Origin of the sequence: Methylobacterium sp. WSM2598 (assembly GCF_000379105.1) — a bacterium.
Classification (GTDB): Bacteria; Pseudomonadota; Alphaproteobacteria; order Rhizobiales; family Beijerinckiaceae; genus Methylobacterium.
Window position 1 is genome coordinate 2,567,219 of sequence record NZ_KB900609.1, and the last position, 17,304, is coordinate 2,584,522.

Sequence of the window (17,304 nt, forward strand, 5' to 3'; positions counted from 1 at the left end):
GGGCGGGCTCACCCACCCGCCGCGACGCCGTCGAGCACCGCCAGGATCTCGCGCCCGGTGTCGTACCGGGCGAAGCAGGCCGCCAGGGCGCGCGCCCGCGCCCGGTAGGCGGGCGCGTCGAGCACCGCGTCGACGGCCCGGCGCAGGGCAGCGGGCTCCTGGCCCGAAGCGGGACTTTGGCTCGAAGCGGGACTTGGGCCCGAAGCGGGACTTGGGCTCGAAGCGGGACTTGGGCTCGAAGCGGGACTTGGGCCCGAAGCGGGACTTGGGCCCTCCTCGCGCAGGAAGATCCCGGCCCCCGACCAGCCGACGCGCGCCCCGACCTCGGCCTTGTCCTCGGTGAGCCCGGCCGAGACGATCGGCACCCCCGCCTGCAGGGCCGCCAGCACCGTGCCGTAGCCGCCATTGGTGACGAGGGCATCGACCCGCGGCATCAGCTCGGCGAAGGGCAGGAAGGTCGCCGCCCGCGCATTGGCCGGCAGCGGGACCCGGATCGCGTCCAGGGGCCGCCCGCCGGTCGTCGCCACCACGAGCACGTCGTCCCGGTCGGCGAGGGCGCGCAGCGTCGGCTCGACCAGCTCGCCGAAATCCTCGTTGGCGAGGGTGCCCTGCGTCACCAGGACGACGCGCGAGGCGCCGTCGAGGTCGGACCACCAGGCCGGACGAGGCCCGGAGACCGGCGGCGGGGGCAGCGCGCCGACGAAGCGGATCGAGGGCGGCAGCGGCGCGAAATCGTACTCGAAATCCGGGATCGTCAGCTGGATGACCGCGTCCGGCAGGGTGAGGATCGAGTGGGTCAGCGAGGCCGGCAGCCCCGGCAGTCCCATCCGGGCGAGCGCCGCGTCCGCCGCGGCGCGGACCGGGCCCGTGAAGGCGCGGTCGACCTGCGCCCGGATCGCCGCGTAGCGCGCCCGCTCGGCCTCGTCCCGCGCCGGGGGCAGGCCGGGGCCGAGCGGCGCGCCGTCCGGTCGGTCGAGGAACAGGAAGCTGATGTTGCAGGTCACCACCGGCGGCCGCTCCCGGCGGTCGAGGAGGAGCGGCAGCACGCCGAGGAACAGGCTCCCGGCCACCACCGCGTCCGGCCGCTCGGCCGCGATCAGCGCGCGCAGGGCCTCGGCCTGGCCCGGCATGCTGTCGATGAAGCGCCGCTCGAATTCCCGCCGGCCGCGCTCCGGCCCGGGCGGCAGCGAGGTCTCGCGGTACTCGGGCGCGTGGTCGTCCGCGTAGGACACGCAGCGGAAACCCGCCGCCTCCACCCTCCCCCGCATCGCCGCGGAGGTGAGCACCACCACCTCGTCCCCGCGGGCGGCCGCGATCCGCGCCACCGCGAGCAGGGGGTTGACGTGTCCGGTCAGGGGCGTCGCCGCCAGGATGAGTTTCATCGCCGTCTCCCGATCTCCCGGATCGCTGGGGCACCCCATCGCGGGGCCCGCGCCGGGTGCGCAGGTCTCCGTTCCGCCTAGGGCATTTTCCGACGAAGTGGATGCCGGTTCGTCGCAGAAAATGCGGCAAGATCAAAGACCTAGAGCAGTACCCGATTGCAACGTGATCGGGTGCTGCTCTAGCCCCCGCCGTGCGGCGGCGGCGCCCGCCCGCCGCCGAGCAGGCGCCCGCCCGCCAGTGCGTTCGCGCCGATCACCACCGCGACCGTGGCGGCGTGCACGGCGAGGTCCGTCCCGGTCGCGTCGTGCGGGTGGAACAGGACCAGGATCGCGGCCGCCGCCGCCGCCGCCGCGAGCCCCGCCAGGGCAGCAGTGAGGACCGGCCGCAGCGGGCAGGCCCGGCGCAGCATCGCCGCGAGGAGGAGGGAGAGCGGCAGCGAGACCGCGACTAGGAAGACCGCGCAGCCGCGCATCTCCCCGGCATCCGGCAGGTCCGTCCCGGGGGCGATCCAGGCCCGCAGGCAGCCGAGGCCGCTCGCCGCGAGCCAGAGCGCGGCGGGCGGCAGGGGCAGCAGCGCCCAGCGCGGCGAGCGGCCGGGCACGCTGGTGCAGAAGGCGGCGAACGCCGCGGCCGCGGCGGTGAGCACGGCGCCGAGGGCGGCGAGGGCGAGGTCCGGCACGCCCATGCGCAGCCGCAGGGCCTGCACGTCGACGAAGGGCAGCGTCAGCAGGGCGAGGCCGAGCGCGGCGGCGCACCAGGCGAGACCCCGGCGGAGCGGGCTGGGCAGCGGGCGGACGGGCCTGAGGTCGCGGGCGAGCGCCTCGACCAGGATCTCGTGGGCAGGGGCGTCAGACATGGCCGTCCTCCCTGTCGGGCGCGAGCGCGGCGCGCAAGGATTTCAGCGCCCGGTGGAGGTTCACCTTGAGCGCCCCCTTGCTGCGGCCGGTCGCGGCCGCGGCCTCGGCGAGGGAGCGTTCGCGCAGGGAGAGCTGCTCGACGGCCTGTCGCTGGCCCTCCGGCAGCGCCGCGACCGCGCGGGCGAGGCGCGCCTCGCGCTGGCGGCGCTCGATGGCCTCGCCGGGGAGCGGTCCCCCGTCGCTCTCGGCCTCGTAGGCGAGCGGGTCGTGCACCTCCTGCGGGCGGCGGCCCGTCCGACGCACGAGGTCGATGGCGCGGCGCTGGGCGATGGCGCGCAGCCAGGGCAGGAAGGGCCGGGCCGGATCGTAGGTGGCGCGGGCCCGGTGCACCGTGAGGAGCGCGTCCTGGACCACGTCGTCCACCGCGTCCCCGCGCACGCCCTGGCCCCGCGCGGCCGCGGCGATGACCGGCACGCAGTCGCGCAGGAGCACCCGGTAGGCGGCGGCGTCGCCCCCCTGCGCCGCCGCCATCGCGGCCGAGAGCCTGGTCTCGAGGTCCATGGCCGCGCCTCACCCGATCCCGGACCGGCCAGGGGCGGGCGGCATCGGCTCGCCGGGGCGAGGATCGACGAGCAGCGCCCGCCCGAGGCCCGACCCCGCCCCGACCATGGCGGCGATGGCGGCCACCTGCGCGGCGACGTCGCGCCCGGACGGCCGGTAGGGATGGAACAGGGCGACCAGGGTCGCGGCGGTGGCCGCCGCCGCGAGGCCGATCAGGGCGCCCGTGAGGCGCGGGCGCAAGGGGTGGCCGCGCCGCACGACCTCGCCGAGGAGCAGCGCGACCGGGACCGCGACGCCGACGATGAACAGGAGGCTCGCGGCCGTCTCGGCCGGGGTCGCCGGGTGGTGCTCCATCTCGCGGCCGCTCAGGGACGCGGCGAGCCCCGCCCCGAGCCAGATCGCGGCCGGCGCCAGCGCCAGCGCGGTCCAGCCCCGGCCGCGGTCCGGCAACCCGGTCAGCACCGCCGCCGCGGCCGCCCCCGCGGCGGTCGCGGCCGAGCAGGCGAGCATCACGCCGATCTCCGGCATGGCGGCGACCCGCGCGGCGAGGTCGCCGAGGTCGGAGACCGCCGCGAGGCCCGCCGCCATCGCGAGCACGACCGCGCCCCAGGCCGCGATGCGCCGCCCGGGCGGGGCGAGGCGGCGCATCGGCTCGAGGCGCCGCGCCAAGCCCTCGATCGTGGCGCGGTGGCGCCGGTCCTGTGCCATCGCCGAACTCTCCCTTTTGGCGGGCGGGACGGCCCGCGCGAGCGGGGCGCCCCGCCGCGTCATGAGATGGGCGCGAGCCGCGCGGCGGCGAGGATCCGCCCGTCCGGCGCCTGCAGGAGGATGGCCGCGTCCTCGCCCGCGGGCGCCGGATGGACCAAGCGCAGCGGGGCGCCGCGCCAGGACCCGAGATCCCGGATCGCCCGGGCGACGTTCGACTCGGTCAGGGTGCGGCCGGCATTCTCGCCGCGCCGGACCGGGGTCCTGTGCGCGCGATCGAAGCCGACGAGGATGAGCCGGCCCTCGCCCGGCCCCGCCCCGACCGCGACGGCGATCCCGTCCGGGCCGCGCCTCAGGGTCAGGGCCGGGCCGGCCTGCCGGTCGGCCCCTTCTGGATCTGCCTCTGCCGGGGCGGCCCCTGCCGGGGCGGCCTTTTCCCGCGCGGCTCGCGCCCGGGCGATCGCGCGCCCGGCGGCCTCCCTGTCCGATCCGACGACGCTCTCCCGCCCGTCGATCACGAGTTGCGGGGTGAAGGAGACGCCGTCGAACCGCGCCGCGTCGCCGGCCTGCCGCGCGGTCGCCTCCGGCAGCGAGAGCGGATCGTGCCAGCCGAGGCCGTTCCAGGAGGTGACGTGGAAAGTGAGCGGGAGCAGGTCGGGACGCTCGCGGGCGAGGTCGGTCACGAAGGCGTCGGCCGGCGGGCAGGAGGAGCAGCCCTGCGAGGTGAAGAGTTCGAGCACGACCGGCCGCTCGGCGGCGCGGGCGGGCACGACGGCGAGGAGAGCCAGGAGGGCGAGGAATCGACGCATCGGGGCGGGCCTGCGCTTGGGTGACGCGCCGGATTCGCCCGCGCGCCCGTCCCGGTTACGGTCCCGCGCCCGGGACCGGGGTGCGCCGCCGGGGCGACGGCGAGAAGGATCCGTCCGCGGATCTCGCGGGACGATGGGCAGCCCGGCGACGGGCAGGTCTTCAGCGTCCCCGTTGAGCATGTCCCACCCCCTCGACCAGTCCGCTGCGCCGGCTCCGCAAGCTTCGCTGTGGCGGGGTCGCAACACCGCGAAAGCATCCCAGGATTGCCCTCAACCGCCCCCCCTGCCGCCCCGATCCCGCCATAAACCGACGGCACCTCAACGGCCACGTTAAACGGCTGTCCCCACAACGATTTACTGCGGCGAACCGGGTGCCCCGGGGGATCGCAGGCGACGCTGGCGGAGTTACCGTCAGGGGTGTCGTTCAGCGCCGTCATGCGGCCTCCAAAAGGACGCATGGCGGGAGGATCAGGGCTCGGGGCAAACCGACCGATCCGGCAATCAGTGAGTACGGGACAGGCCATGGACGCGCGTCACACCATCGACAAGTCGAGGCTCCCCAGCCGCCACGTCACCGAGGGACCGGCGCGGGCGCCGCACCGCTCCTACCTCTACGCGATGGGGCTCACGCGCGAGCAGATCCACCAGCCCCTGGTCGGCGTCGCCTCGTGCTGGAACGAGGCCGCGCCCTGCAACATCGCCCTGATGCGCCAAGCGCAGGCGGTGAAGAAGGGCGTGGCCGCCGCCGCCGGCACGCCGCGCGAATTCTGCACCATCACGGTGACGGACGGCATCGCCATGGGCCACCGGGGCATGCGCGCCTCCCTGCCCTCCCGCGAGGTCATCGCGGATTCGGTCGAGCTGACCATGCGCGGCCACGCCTACGACGCCCTCGTGGGCCTCGCCGGCTGCGACAAGTCCCTGCCCGGCATGATGATGGCGATGGTGCGCCTCAACGTGCCGTCGATCTTCATCTATGGCGGCTCGATCCTGCCCGGCACCTTCCGGGGCCGGCCCGTCACCGTCCAGGACCTGTTCGAGGCGGTGGGCAAGCACTCGGTCGGCGCGATGAGCGACGAGGATCTCGACGAGCTGGAGCAGGTCGCCTGCCCCTCGGCCGGGGCCTGCGGGGCGCAGTTCACCGCCAACACCATGGCGACCGTCTCCGAGGCGATCGGCCTCGCGCTGCCCTACTCGGCCGGCGCGCCGGCGCCCTACGAGATCCGCGACAAGTTCTGCGCCGCGGCCGGCGAGATGGTGATGGACCTGCTCGCCAGGAACATCCGCCCGCGCGACATCGTCACCCGCCGGGCGCTGGAGAACGCCGCCACCGTGGTGGCGGCCTCCGGCGGCTCGACCAACGCGGCGCTGCACCTGCCGGCGATCGCGCACGAGGCGGGCATCTCCTTCGACCTGTTCGACGTCGCCGAGATCTTCAAGCGCACCCCCTACGTCGCGGACCTGAAGCCGGGCGGGCGCTACGTCGCCAAGGACCTGTTCGAGGTCGGCGGCATCCCGCTGCTGATGAAGACCCTCCTCGACCACGGCTTCCTGCACGGCGACTGCATGACCGTGACGGGCCGCACCATCGCCGAGAACCTCGCCAAGGTCGCCTGGAACGACCAGCAGGACGTGGTGCGCCCGGCCAACACCCCGATCACCCCGACCGGCGGCGTGGTCGGCCTGAAGGGCAACCTCGCCCCCGAGGGCGCGATCGTGAAGGTGGCCGGCATGGCGCCGGACCGCCAGGTCTTCGCCGGTCCCGCCAGGGTCTTCGACACCGAGGAGGCCTGCTTCGAGGCGGTGCAGAACCGCCAGTACAAGGAGGGCGACGTTCTCGTCATCCGCTACGAGGGTCCGAAGGGCGGCCCCGGCATGCGCGAGATGCTGGCGACCACGGCCGCCCTCTACGGCCAGGGCATGGGCGACAAGGTCGCGCTCATCACCGACGGTCGCTTCTCCGGCGCGACCCGCGGCTTCTGCGTCGGCCATGTCGGCCCGGAGGCGGCGGTGGGCGGCCCGATCGGGCTGCTCAAGGACGGCGACATCATCCGCCTCGACGCGATCCAGGGCACGCTCACGGTCGACCTCTCGGACGAGGAACTGGCCGAGCGGCGCAAGGCCTGGGCCCCGCGCGGCAACGAGGCGACCTCTGGCTATCTCTGGAAATACGCGCAGACCGTCGGCCCGGCGGTGAACGGCGCGGTGACGCATCCGGGCGGTGCCCAGGAGACGCTCGCCTATGCGGATGTGTGAGGGCGGCGCTCGGTCCGGATCGGGACCCGGCCGCCGGACCCTGGGCGCCGTGCTGATCGCAGCCGCGCTGATCGGGGCCAGCGTCGGGGCCGGAGATTCCGCGGCGGCGCTCGACGCCGCCGCGCGCACCCCCGTGCCGGCGGGCGGCTACCGCAACGTGCGCGAGGCCGTGCGCTCGGGCGTGCGCGACTACAATGCCGGCGACAAGGAGGGCGCGGCGCGCGCCCTCGAATACGCGGCGGGCCAGGGCCACGCCCTCGCCCTGTGGAAGCTCGGCCGCATGTACGCGGAGGGCGACGGCGTCCCCCACGACGATCTCAAGGCCTTCGAGTTCTTCTCGAAGATCGCCGACGAGAACGCCGATGACGGGCCCGATTCCGCCAACGCCACCGTGGTGGCGAGCGCCTTCACGGCGCTCGGCCGCTACTTCCTGGACGGGATCAAGGGCTCCTACGTCCAGCCGAACGTCGAGCGCGCCTACGAGATGTTCAACTACGCGGCCTCGTATTACGGGGACCCGAACGCGCAGTACAATCTCGCCCGGCTCTACCTCGACGGAACGGGCGTGGCGCAGGACACGCGGCAGGCGGCGCGCTGGTTCAACCTCGCGGCCGAGAAGGGCCACCCGGCCGCGCAAGCCCTCCTCGGCCAGATGCTGATGAACGGCCAGGGCGTGCCGGTGCAGCGGGCGCGCGGGCTCGCCTGGCTGACGCTCGCCCGCGACGCCGTCGAGGGCCCCAAGGATCAGTGGATCGTGACCCTGCAGGAGCAGGCGCTCGCCTCGGCGAGCGAGCGCGACCGGGCCGAGGCGCAGGCGCAGGTGGACGGGTTCTACCGCCGCAGCGCGCGGGCGCGCTGAGGCGGCCGCCCGGCTCCGCATCTCCCGCCCGGTCGCGCCGCACGAGAGAAGCGCCCGATCACGGTGCAACCGGACGCTGCTCTCGGTCCGTGATCGTGCCGCATCGTCCTCGACGAACCGGCATCCGCGTCGTCGGAAAATGCTCTAGCCGTTGCGCGCCGCGACCGCGGCCGTGAACGCGCGCCGCTCCAGGATCCCGGCGAGCCAGCCGGCGAGGCGGGGGAAGCGCTCCGCATCCACCTCCTCACCGGCGAGGCGCAGGTTCACGAAGCCGGTGGCGACCGCGATGTCGGCGAGGCTGAACGCGTCGCCGACGAGGAAGGGCCCGGAGATCTGCGTCTCCAGGTAGCCGAACAGCCGCGGCTGCTCCTCGTCGATCGCCCGGCGGGCGACCGCCTCGTCGCCCGGCAGCTTCAGCACCTTGGGCCGCAGCACGCGGTGCACGAAGGGGCGCAGCAGCGGCCCCATCAGCTCCGTGTCGGCGAACTTGTCGAACCAGACCGCCCGGCCACGCGCCCGCGGCTCCGCCGGGAGCAGCGCCGGCCCCGGATAGGCCGCGTCGAGGTAGTGCAGGATCGCGGAGGAATCGGCGATGCGGAAATCCCCGTCGCACAGGGCCGGGATCTTGCCGAGCGGGCTCGACGCCCGGAACTCCGTGTCAGGATCGTGGAAGCGGAGCGGGACGTGCTCGAAATCGAGCCCCTTCTCGAACAGCCCGACCAGCACCTTGCGCACGAAGGGCGACACGCTGCTGCCGTAGAGCTTCACGGCCTTCCTCCCTCTGGGGAGCCGGGAGACTATCAGGTGACCCGGCCCGAAGGCGAGCGACGAGGCCGATGGCGCGCCGTCGCGGCCGCGACCGGCCTCACTCCTCCGCGCAGGACGCGTCGACGCGCCAGGCCCGCTCGGGCGGGCCGGACCACGCGACGGGCGATGGGCCTTGAGCGAGGTCGAAGCAGGGGCGCCCCGCGAGCGCGTTGACGATCACCGCGCTGCGCCACGCCATCAGGCTCAGCTGCGGCTCGGCGATCCCGTGGCTCGTCAGCCCGGCATTGAGCGCGAAGATCCGGCAATGGTCGGGCCCGTCCCAGCGGATCGCGAAATCCGCGGAGGGCTGCGGGCGCCCGTCCGCGTCGAGGGCGAGCCGGTGCCGGATCGGGGCGAGGCAGTCGGGCAGGGCGTAGCGGTAGCCGGTCGCGAGGATGACCACCTCCGTGCGAAGCACCTCGATCCCCCCGTCGAAGCCGTTGCGCATCACGAGCCGCGGGACGCCCCCGGTCGCGTCCGCGTCGCGCACGTCGCGGTGCGGCAGGAGGCCGACCGCGGGCCCCTCCGGCTCCAGGTGCCGCAGGGCGTAGAGCCGGCGGTAGAGCGCCCGCAGGGTCTCGGCCGAGATGCCGTCCCCGGCGAGCTTCTGGCGGGCCACGATGGCCCGCCGCCGCGGCTCCGGCAGGTCGCGGAAGCGCTCCACGTAGTGCGGGGTGAACACTTCGTTGGTGAAGGGGGTCGCGTCGAGGGGGAGGAAGTTCGGGCGCCGGCTGATCCAGTCCACCCGCGCGGGCGCGTCGCGGCCCCGCCCGAGAAGGTCGAGGACGACCTCCGCCCCGCTCTGGCCGCCGCCCACCACCGCGACGCGCCGGCCGGCCGTGCGATCGAGGGCGAAGGCGGCCTTCGAGGCGTGGAACCATTGCGGCTCCGGCAGCTTCGCGGCGAAGTCCGGAACCGCCGGACGCAGGCCGACGCCGAGCGCGAGGTTGCGCGCGCGCACGGGCCCGCCGGCCCGCGGACCGTCGCAGGCGAGCACGAAGCTGTCCTGCGCGAAGGTCACCTCGCGCACCGCCGTGCCGAAGCGCAGGGACGGCAGCCGCGCCGCCACCCAGGCGAGGTACCGGGCGAATTCCCGGCGCGGAACCTCGGCGAAATCGGCGTTCAGGAACTCGTAGAAGCGCTTCTGCGCCACGAGGTAGGCCATGAAGCTCCACGGGCTCGTCGGGTTCGTCGCCGTGACGAGGTCCTTCAAGAAGGAGGTCTGCAGGCTCACCCCCGGCAGCATCATGCCGGGGTGCCAGTCGAAGGCCGGCTCGCGCTCGAAGAAGCGCGCGTCGAGGTCGCCGACCGCGTCGGCCTGGGCCGCGAGACTGAGGTTGAAGGGACCGATGCCGATGCCGGCGAGATCCAGCGGAGATCCGGTCACTGTGCGCGCGCTCCTGCGGCTGCGGCCTGCTCGGCCCGGTGGAGGGGGTTGAGGAGGGGGCTGCCCGTCCGCGGGACGGGACGCTGGCTCGACGCGCCGTAGCCGAGGGCGAGGCGCACGCGGTTGATGCACACGCGCGGCACCGTCGGCGCGAAGAGGTCGAAGAGGGCGAAGCGTCCGGCGAGGTCGGGATGGGCCGCCTGGTAGCGGCGCAGCACCCGGGCGAGCGCCGCGTAGAACCGGATCTCCGGGAGACCGTCGTGCTGGGCGAGCGCGTCCGAGACGAAGCGCAGCACGCTCGCGAAGTGCCCCGTCTGGAGGTGCTGCAGGAGGTGCGCGGCGGGCCGGCGCAGCAGCGTCTCGCGCACGCCCTCGGGCAGGTCCCCCACCTCCGGGAAATCCTGGTCGACGAGGTCGCAATCGCCCTGGAAATCCTTGAGCGCGACCCCGCAGGGCACCGCGTCCCGCAGCACCAGGGTCACGTTCTGGCCGTGCGCGACGAAGCCGACGCCGTAGCGGCACAGGAAGTGGTAGAGCGGCACCGCGACGCGCGCGAACAGGCGCTCCAGCCACGCCTCCGCCCCGAGGCCGGACCTGGCGACGAGCGCGCTCACGAGCGGCCGTCCGTCCGCGCCCCGCTTGGTCAGCGCGCCCATCATCAGCGCCTGCTCGCCCGCGCCGAGCCGCGCCGCGACGGCGTCGCGCCAGATCGCGCCGAGCATCTCCCGGTGCTGATAGGGCGCGTCCGCCACCCGCTCGTGGACGGGGTGCGGGTAGAAGGCGCCGGCGCGCTCGCGCAGGACGATCGTGCCGGCGAGCGCCGGGTCGCGCGCCGCCCGCTCGGCGAGCCAGCCCGAGAGGGCCGGGCCGATCGCCATGTACTTGCCGGGCACGCCGCGCCACGCCGAGGTGTTGAGCACCGTCAGCGCGAGCTTCACGTCGAGGCGCGCGGCCGGGTCGCTGCCGGCCAGGGTGCGCAGCGATTGCTGCGGCAGGAAGGGGCTGCCGAAGACCCCCAGGGGAACGAGGCGCCCCGCCGCGATCTCGCCCGCGAACTGGAACGCGATCACCCGGTCCCACTGCCAGGGATGGATCGGCAGGAGCAGGAACCGGTCGAGCCCGAGCCCTCGCGTCCGGCAGGCCTGCGCGAGGCGCGCCCGCTCGGCGGGGTCGAGGGCGTCGGCGACGAGCGCCGCCTCGTCGAGGCCCGGCTCCAGCGTCAGGCGGCAGGCCGCGCGGTCGGCGGCGGCCCAGACGAGCCGCACGCCCGCCCGGAATTCCGGCGCGTAGGCCTCGAAATCCGCCAAGCCCCAGCCGATCCGGCCCTTGCTCGCCGGGGCCTTCGGGTGCCCGTCGAGGACTTGCTGCACCATCCGCTCGGGCAGGGCGAGGAGGTCGGCCCCCTCGCCCGCGGCGGCGATCCGAGCGTCGGCCGCGAGCGTGCTGTACAGTTCCTGCACGTAGGTGCAGAGGGTGTCGGGCGCGATGCCGAGCGGCTCGCGCGCGTCGACCAAGAATCCCGGCGCGTCCCCGGCCGGGACCGGCCGCCCGCCCTCCTCGCGCAGGAGGCTCTCCGGGTCGATCGCGAGGTTGCCCCAGATCCGGCGCGCGGCGGTGAAGCGGTAGGCGACGCCGCCCGGCAGGCGCAGCGCCCAGCGCGTGCCCGCCGCGTCGGTCGGCTCCGGCGCGAGCGCCTCCTCGAAGGCGAGTTCGCTGATCGCCTTGGCGATCACCGCGCGGTTGAGGCGCAGCCACAGCGCGGCGCCGCCCGGCAGCGGGCCGAGGCCGGGCCCGCGCTGCCCCTCCGGCGGGCGCGGCACGCCCGCGCTCACAGCGGCACCTCGCGGAAGAACCGCTCGCGCTCGCAGCAGACCAGCGCCGCGCGCTTGTGCGGGAAGTCGAACTCCTTCAGCACCGCGTAGGCCGTGGTGGCGCAGTAGCTCAGCATCTTGCGGTGGGTGGCCCGGGGCTCGCCCATGATCCGGCGCGTGCGCGGCTCGTCGAGGAACAGGCAGTGGGTGACGGCGGTGAACCACGCCTGCGTGCGCGGCCGGCCGAGGTGGCGGGGATCGCCCACGAGGCCGTGCCAGCCGCGGTCGAAATCCTCCGCGTCGTAGTGGGGCCCGAGGCGATCCTCCTTCGCCCAGTAGACCTCGAAATAGGCGACCGGCTCGTCGTCGAACGCCCCGATCACGCCGTAGAGGTGCGGGTCGGCCTCCTGCTCGGCGAGGTAGCGATCGAGCGCGGCCTCGCTCCCGGCGAGGTCCCAGTAATGGGCGACCCGCTCCTGGTTCATCCAGCCGTGGAAGAGGGCGAGGTCGCGACGGCGGTCGATCGCCCGCAGCGACAGCGTCGTCCCGAGGCGCGGCAGCCAGCGCCGGTAGAAGGTGCCGGTCGGCCGCGGGGGCCGCAGCGGGCGCCCCTGCGCCGATCCGGGGGCCGCGCGCAGGAGCGGGTAGGCCGTCGCGGCGGGCCGGCCCCAGAGGAGCGGCAGCTGGTGGAAGGCCGCGCGGTCAACGAGCGCCTCGCCCTCGCGGCGGTCGGTCGCGAGCCCGAGCAGCGCGGGGCCGTCGGCGACGCGCAGGCGCACCGCCCCGGGGCAGCGCTGGAAGGCCGCCTCGGCGAGCACCGCCACGAGGTCCGCGTCGTCCGGGTGGGTCCCGAGCGGGGCGTCGAGGACGAGGCGGGCCGTGTCGCTCCCGTCGGGGCGCAGCTCCGCCCCGCCGAGGGGCGCGCCCTCCCGCCGCGCCGTGAGCCGCGCGGCATTCGCGTCGCTCGGCTCGCACAGGACCGCGATCATCCCCTCCCGCCGGGCCGGCCAGTGCCGGCTCGTCGCGGCCGCGACGTCGAGGGCGAGCCCGGCCCCGGCCGCGATCCTTCCCTGCACGGTCACCTCAGCGCCCCGCGATCGGGTTGGGGAGCGGCACGTATTCCGCGAGCGGGTCGGTGACCTGGGTGTTCTCGTCGATGTCGCGCAAGCCGATCATGAAGTTTCCCTTGCTGTCCAGGGTCGGGCTGGTGAGGAGGTGGTCGAGGCAGGTGCGGTCGCGCAGCGGCCCCGCGGCGAGCTCCGCGAGGACGTCCCGCAGGAGGCCGATCAGGTCGGACTCGGCGGCGAGCCCCGCGAGCGCGAGGGCGCCGACGACCGAGAACAGGCTGTTGACGACGAGGTAGTAGCCCATGATGCGGGCCGCCTCCGGCGCGCCGAACAGGTGGCCGGCCTCGAAGGCGAGCCCCGGGGCGGCCGCGCGCAGGGCCGGCAGGGCCTCGCGCACGTAGCCCGTGCCCTGGCAGTCGCGGAACCAGGCCCGGTCGGGCCAGCCCCCGCTCAGGCCGAGCACGAGGTTCTGCTGGTGCGCGCCGAAGAGCAGGCCCTCGTCCGCCTGCAGGACCAGGAGCGGGGCGACCGCGACCTCGAGGAAGCGCCGGAACCAGCGCGGTGCCACGCTCTCCGGGGCGGTCCCCTCGCGGGCCGCGACGCGGCGGATCGTGAGGGAGAGCCCGCTCTCGCGCCCGTCCGGCCCGACCTCGCACAGGGCCGCCAGGACCGCGGCCGGTCCCGCCCCCTCGCGGAAGGGGTTGTCGCGCAGGACCACCATGGTCTGCGGCAGCGCCGTCCCGTCCTCGCGCCGCAGCAGGAGGTAGGCCGGCTCGCCGAGGACCCGGAACCGGGGAAAGCGCGCGGCGACGCGCTCGCCCACCGGGCCGGCGAGCAGCCGGTCCACCACGAGGCCGCGCTCCCCCTCGGCCGGCCGGATCACCCGGGCCGAGTTGGTGAGGCGCAGGGACAGCGAGACCTTCAGCATGAAGGCCGCGCCCGGGGCGTAGAGGCTGCGCAGGGACGAGGTCGCGAACCAGGAGGCGCCGGCCTCGCCGTGGTCGACGACGAGCCCGGCCCGCATCAGCGCCCCGACCTCCGGATCGAGGGCGAGGCGCGCCGCCTGCCAGGGATGCATCGGCAGCAGCACCCGCCCCTCCGCCTCCTCCAGGATCCGGGTCGGAAAGACGGGATCCTCCTCGGCGAGATCCCGGACCAGCGCGGCGGCTTTCCGGGCGCGGGAGGCGCCCTGCGCCACGCACCAGGGCGCGGCCGACCACCAGCGCAGGGAGAAGCCCCGGCCGTATTCGGGCGCGTAGCGGCGCGCATCCGCGCGGGTGAACTCGTCCCGGCTGCGCGGCGTCGGGTGGACCGAGTGGCCGAAGCGCAGCGCCTGCTCGCCCTCCAGGAAGGCGGGGTCGCGCTCCCGGAAGGCGCCCCCGGGGGCGGCCGGGTCCGCCAGGAGGTCGGCCGTCTCCTCGAGGCTGTGGAGCACCCGCCGCAGGAAGGTCACCGCCCTGGTGCGATGCGCCCTTCCGGCAATCGCCGGCTCGCCCGTCACCATGGCGGCGAATTCGGGCAGGCCCAGCGCGCGCGGCGGCAGGCCCGGTCGGTGCTCGCGGAGCGGCAGCCGGAAGGCGTGCTGCCCGACCCGCGACAGGTGCGCCACCTCCACCTCGACCTGCGTCCCGCGCGCCGGCAGCGGGACGCGCACCACGACCGGCGCGCCCTCGCCATCGCCGTGCAGCGACCAGCCGGACCATTCCCGCATCAGGCTGTTCAGGAAGCACCGCGTCGCGACCCGGCACGCCTCGCCGCCGGATCGCGGTCCGAGTTCATCCATCGGAAAGCACCCCGTATCGCTGCGCAATGCCGCCCATCTAGCTGAAACTAGCCGCGTGTCGAGCAAAAAAACACTTTGTGATTGTTCTAGATAGAATTATTACGACTTGATGTTTACGTTGCGTCTGACTATGGGATGCGCGGCGCGAGCGGGCGGAGGCGTGCGATGGAGGATCCGACGGAGCGCGGCGCGGCGTGGCGGCTGGCCCTGGCGGTCTCCGGCGTCGGCTTCGGGCAATCGGCGCTGCTCGCCCTGGTACCGGTGGCGAGCGAGCGGACCGGGCTCGGCGGCGCGGCCATGGGGGCGCTGGCCTTCCTGGGCGCGCTCACCTTCCTGGTCGCGGCCCCGCTGTGGGGCGGCCTCGGGGCCGGGTGGCGCCTGCGCCGGCTCTGCGCGCTCCTCGGCGGCCTGATGGTGCTCGGCCACGGCCTCTTCGCCGCCGCCCTCCTGACGAAGGGCGCGGCGGCGCTCGGCCTCCTCGCCCTGTCGCGGCTCGTCCACGCGGCGGGGGCCGCCGGCGTGGTGCCGCACGCCCAGGCCGCGCTCGTGCGGCGCACGCCCGAGGCGGCGCGGCCCGCCATGCTCGGCCGGCTCGGGGCCGGGTTCTCGCTCGGGCGGATCGCCGGGTCGCTGGCGATGCTCGCGGGCGCGGCGTCCCCCGCCGCGCCCGTCCTGCTGCTGCTGGCGAGCCCGCTCGTGCTCCTCGCCGCCCCCGACTGGGCGGCGCCGGCCCGGGCGCCGGACGCGGCCGGGCGGGTGCGGCCCGGCCGGGGCGTGGCGCCGCTCCTCGCCGTCGCCTTCGCGGTCAGCTTCGCGCTCGGACAGGTCCAGATCGCGCTCGGCCTGCTCGTGCAGCAGCGCTTCGGCCTCTCCGCCGGGGCGGCCGCGGCGCTGGCGGGCTCGACCCTGGCCGCCGTCGCCCTCGCGGCGGTCGCGACGCAGCTCGTCCTCCTGCCCCGGCTCGGCCCCGGGCTCGGGCGCAACCTGCGCCGCGGCCTCGCCGCCCTGGCGGGCGGGGCCGCCGTCATGGCGGCGAGCCCGTGGCCCGGCCTCCTGGTCGTCGGCGGGGCGCTCGCCGGTGCCGGCACGGCGCTCGCGACGCCCCACTACGCCGCCTGGATCGCCGCCCGCACCGCCGGGGCCGCGCAGGCGCGCGCCGCCGGCTGGCTCGCGAGCGCCCACGTGGCGGGCCAGGGGGCGGGCGCGCTGGCGGGCGGCGCGGCGCTGGCGCTGGCGCCCGCCGCGCCCTTCTGGTCCTGCGCGGCGGTGGCCCTCGCCGCCCTCGCGCTCTGCCTCGGGCTGAGCGAGGAGCCCACCGGCGCCGGGACGGACGCCCCCGCGGGGCCGCGGCCGCCGGAGGAGCGCGCGCCCGCTCACCCCGCCGCCTCCCGGCCGGCGCGCCGCAGCAGGCCGACCGTCGCCGCGGTGGCGGCGCCCGAGAGCAGGGCCGCGAGGCCGAACAGCGCGCCGTAGCCGAAGAGGTCGGCGAGCTTGCCCGAGACGAGGGACCCGGCGAGGTAGACGACGAGCTGGGCGCAGGCGAGGACCGTGAAATCCGTGCCCGGCTGCCCCGCGGAGGCGGCCGCCATGAACAGGCTGTAGAGGGCGACGATCTCCATGTAGCGGATCAGGGTCTGGAACCCCGCCGCCCCGAAGAGCGGCCCGTGGCCGGCGACCAGGCCGAGCGCGTGGGCGGCGAACAGGCCGAAGCAGAGGGTGCGCAGGAGGCCGAGCAGGCCGAGGGTGGCCGCCGTGCCGAGGCGCCGGACCAGCACGGCCGCCACCACCGAGCCGGCGAGCCCGGCGGTCGTCGCCGCGACGCCCGAGAGGTAGCCGATCCGGTCGAGGGGCACTCCGGCATCGACGAGGTAGGGCCCCTCCATCGCCTTCACGAGGCCCTCGCTCACCCGGTAGGTGAGCGCGACCCAGAGGATGCTGCGCACCTCGCGGCGGCGCAGGAAGGCGCCCACCGAGGGCCGCCTCGCGCCGGCCTCGGGGGCGGGATCGCCCTCCCGCATGGCGAGGGCCGCGGCGAGCGGCAGGGTCGAGGCGGCCGCGAGCGTCAGCAGCATCCAGGTCCAGCCGACGCGGTGGTAGAGGACGAGCCCGAGCGTCCCGCCGACCACCACCCCGAGGGCGACGGAGCCGCCCTGGATGGCGTTGCCGACGGGCCGATCCTCGGCGCGCAGCTGCTTCACGGCGTAGCCGTCCGTGGCGATGTCCTGCGTGGAGATCAGGAGCGAGGCGAGGAAGCCGACCGCCATGATCGGGCCGACCTGCGTCGGCCCGAACGGCACCAGCGCGAGCAGGCAGGCGATGACGCCGAGCTGGGTGACGATCACCCAGCCCGCCCGGTGGGCGCGCGCGAAGGGGCGGACGCGGTCGACCACCGGGGCCCACAGGAACTTCAGCACGAGGGGGAGGAACAGGAGGCTGAGAGAGCCGATCGCGGCGCGCGAGACCCCCGCCTCGCGCATGATCGGCGGCAGCGCCGCCGCGATCAGGTAGGAGGGGATCGCCTGCGCGACGTAGAGCCCGGCGAGCACCGCGAAGAGCCGCGCGCGGCCGGGCGCGGGCCCGGCCGCGAGGGCGGGCGGGGAGGACGGGCGCGGTCCGGCGGTCGCGGTCATTCGGTCTCCTCCCTGCCCGCGGAGCGGCCGGGGGCCTGCGCGGCGAGGAAGCGGCGGGCGCCCGCCTCGTCCTGCGTGACGGCGAGCGGCATCGACCAGAGCTTCCGGAAGGTCTCGGCCATCCGGGGCGTCGCGCCCGGCCGGACCAGGGCGATCGCCCAGCAATCCCGCTCGATGCGGGCGCGGCTGCCCTTGAACCACAGCGCCTGCGCGCGCTCCCCGGCCTGCGACAGCCGGCCCTCGCCGCCGAACACGGCGAGGAGCGCGAAGGGGCGCCCCGTCTCCGCGATCGCCGCGAGGGCGGCGAGGTAGTCGCCCTCGTCGCGCTCGCCGTGGGGCGGCACGAAGCGCAGCACGCGCAGCGCGCCCTCGTCTTCCAGGCTCACCAT

General features: G+C 75.6%; 15 protein-coding genes. 3 read left to right on the plus strand and 12 right to left on the minus strand.

From position 1 onward, the window contains the following. Positions 1-8: 8 nt before the first annotated feature. The 5 genes from MET2598_RS0112080 to MET2598_RS0112100 all read right to left on the minus strand — a co-directional run bounded on the left by MET2598_RS0112080 (position 9) and on the right by MET2598_RS0112100 (position 4,315). A complete protein-coding gene (locus MET2598_RS0112080) occupies positions 9-1,382 on the minus strand; it encodes a glycosyltransferase (RefSeq protein WP_018261000.1) in 1,374 nt (457 codons plus the stop codon). A 179-nt stretch (positions 1,383-1,561) separates the two neighbouring features. Beyond that, complete coding sequence (locus MET2598_RS0112085; protein WP_018261001.1) at positions 1,562-2,239, minus strand: NrsF family protein; 678 nt, start codon at positions 2,237-2,239, stop codon at positions 1,562-1,564. Next, positions 2,232-2,801: a sigma-70 family RNA polymerase sigma factor gene (locus tag MET2598_RS0112090; protein WP_012334767.1), complete on the minus strand. Its 570-nt coding sequence runs from the start codon at positions 2,799-2,801 to the stop codon at positions 2,232-2,234. The genes MET2598_RS0112085 and MET2598_RS0112090 overlap by 8 nt, the downstream gene beginning before the upstream one ends. A 9-nt stretch (positions 2,802-2,810) precedes the next feature. After that, positions 2,811-3,509 carry an NrsF family protein gene (locus MET2598_RS0112095; RefSeq protein ID WP_012334768.1) on the minus strand — a complete coding sequence of 233 codons (699 nt, stop codon included), beginning with the start codon at positions 3,507-3,509 and terminating at the stop codon, positions 2,811-2,813. A 59-nt stretch (positions 3,510-3,568) separates the two neighbouring features. Continuing rightward, entirely contained in the window at positions 3,569-4,315 is a 747-nt protein-coding gene (locus MET2598_RS0112100; RefSeq protein WP_018261002.1) for a DUF1223 domain-containing protein, read from the minus strand. Positions 4,316-4,837: 522 nt separating this feature from the next. Between MET2598_RS0112100 and ilvD the strand changes: the two genes are divergently transcribed. Together ilvD and MET2598_RS0112110 are read left to right on the plus strand one after the other, a co-directional pair. Beyond that, complete coding sequence (ilvD, locus tag MET2598_RS0112105) at positions 4,838-6,571, plus strand: dihydroxy-acid dehydratase (protein WP_012334770.1); 1,734 nt, start codon at positions 4,838-4,840, stop codon at positions 6,569-6,571. Next, entirely contained in the window at positions 6,564-7,430 is an 867-nt protein-coding gene (locus tag MET2598_RS0112110; protein ID WP_050777585.1) for a tetratricopeptide repeat protein, read from the plus strand. The genes ilvD and MET2598_RS0112110 overlap by 8 nt, the downstream gene beginning before the upstream one ends. A 144-nt stretch (positions 7,431-7,574) precedes the next feature. On the opposite strand, the gene MET2598_RS0112115 is transcribed toward MET2598_RS0112110, so the two are convergent. The 5 genes from MET2598_RS0112115 to MET2598_RS0112135 all read right to left on the minus strand — a co-directional run bounded on the left by MET2598_RS0112115 (position 7,575) and on the right by MET2598_RS0112135 (position 14,285). Beyond that, positions 7,575-8,198, minus strand: a complete 624-nt coding sequence (locus MET2598_RS0112115; RefSeq protein WP_018261003.1) for a glutathione S-transferase family protein — start codon at positions 8,196-8,198, stop codon at positions 7,575-7,577. A gap of 97 nt (positions 8,199-8,295) precedes the next feature. Then, entirely contained in the window at positions 8,296-9,624 is a 1,329-nt protein-coding gene (locus tag MET2598_RS0112120; protein WP_018261004.1) for a lysine N(6)-hydroxylase/L-ornithine N(5)-oxygenase family protein, read from the minus strand. Continuing rightward, positions 9,621-11,444: an IucA/IucC family protein gene (locus MET2598_RS0112125; protein ID WP_236728711.1), complete on the minus strand. Its 1,824-nt coding sequence runs from the start codon at positions 11,442-11,444 to the stop codon at positions 9,621-9,623. Before MET2598_RS0112125 ends, MET2598_RS0112120 begins: the two co-directional genes overlap by 4 nt. Positions 11,445-11,452: 8 nt before the next feature. Further along, entirely contained in the window at positions 11,453-12,511 is a 1,059-nt protein-coding gene (locus MET2598_RS0112130; RefSeq protein ID WP_236728712.1) for a GNAT family N-acetyltransferase, read from the minus strand. A gap of 7 nt (positions 12,512-12,518) precedes the next feature. Further along, on the minus strand, positions 12,519-14,285 hold the full coding sequence (locus tag MET2598_RS0112135) for an IucA/IucC family protein (RefSeq protein ID WP_018261007.1): 1,767 nt from the start codon (positions 14,283-14,285) through the stop codon (positions 12,519-12,521). A gap of 165 nt (positions 14,286-14,450) precedes the next feature. Between MET2598_RS0112135 and MET2598_RS36390 the strand changes: the two genes are divergently transcribed. Then, positions 14,451-15,758 (plus strand): MFS transporter, encoded by a 1,308-nt coding sequence (locus tag MET2598_RS36390; RefSeq protein ID WP_012334777.1) that lies wholly within the window; start codon positions 14,451-14,453, stop codon positions 15,756-15,758. Here MET2598_RS36390 and MET2598_RS0112145 read toward each other — a convergent pair. Both MET2598_RS0112145 and MET2598_RS0112150 read right to left on the minus strand, forming a co-directional pair. Further along, the gene (locus MET2598_RS0112145; RefSeq protein ID WP_018261008.1) at positions 15,659-16,915 is read right to left on the minus strand and encodes an MFS transporter; all 1,257 of its coding nucleotides are present in this window, start codon (positions 16,913-16,915) and stop codon (positions 15,659-15,661) included. The two genes, MET2598_RS36390 and MET2598_RS0112145, sit on opposite strands and share 100 nt — an antisense overlap. Beyond that, the gene (locus tag MET2598_RS0112150) at positions 16,912-17,304 is read right to left on the minus strand and encodes a hypothetical protein (RefSeq protein ID WP_018261009.1); all 393 of its coding nucleotides are present in this window, start codon (positions 17,302-17,304) and stop codon (positions 16,912-16,914) included. The genes MET2598_RS0112145 and MET2598_RS0112150 overlap by 4 nt, the downstream gene beginning before the upstream one ends.

Excerpts from the sequence above, each read along its gene's own strand:
- MET2598_RS0112080 (WP_018261000.1), bottom strand. The coding sequence starts at position 1,382 with ATGAAACTCATCCTGGCGGCGACGCCCCTGACCGGACACGTCAACCCC.
- MET2598_RS0112085 (WP_018261001.1), bottom strand. The coding sequence starts at position 2,239 with ATGTCTGACGCCCCTGCCCACGAGATCCTGGTCGAGGCGCTCGCCCGC.
- MET2598_RS0112090 (WP_012334767.1), bottom strand. The coding sequence starts at position 2,801 with ATGGACCTCGAGACCAGGCTCTCGGCCGCGATGGCGGCGGCGCAGGGG.
- MET2598_RS0112095 (WP_012334768.1), bottom strand. The coding sequence starts at position 3,509 with ATGGCACAGGACCGGCGCCACCGCGCCACGATCGAGGGCTTGGCGCGG.
- MET2598_RS0112100 (WP_018261002.1), bottom strand. The coding sequence starts at position 4,315 with ATGCGTCGATTCCTCGCCCTCCTGGCTCTCCTCGCCGTCGTGCCCGCC.
- ilvD (WP_012334770.1), top strand. The coding sequence starts at position 4,838 with ATGGACGCGCGTCACACCATCGACAAGTCGAGGCTCCCCAGCCGCCAC.
- MET2598_RS0112110 (WP_050777585.1), top strand. The coding sequence starts at position 6,564 with ATGTGTGAGGGCGGCGCTCGGTCCGGATCGGGACCCGGCCGCCGGACC.
- MET2598_RS0112135 (WP_018261007.1), bottom strand. The coding sequence starts at position 14,285 with ATGGATGAACTCGGACCGCGATCCGGCGGCGAGGCGTGCCGGGTCGCG.
- MET2598_RS36390 (WP_012334777.1), top strand. The coding sequence starts at position 14,451 with ATGGAGGATCCGACGGAGCGCGGCGCGGCGTGGCGGCTGGCCCTGGCG.
- MET2598_RS0112145 (WP_018261008.1), bottom strand. The coding sequence starts at position 16,915 with ATGACCGCGACCGCCGGACCGCGCCCGTCCTCCCCGCCCGCCCTCGCG.
- MET2598_RS0112150 (WP_018261009.1), bottom strand. The coding sequence starts at position 17,304 with ATGGTGAGCCTGGAAGACGAGGGCGCGCTGCGCGTGCTGCGCTTCGTG.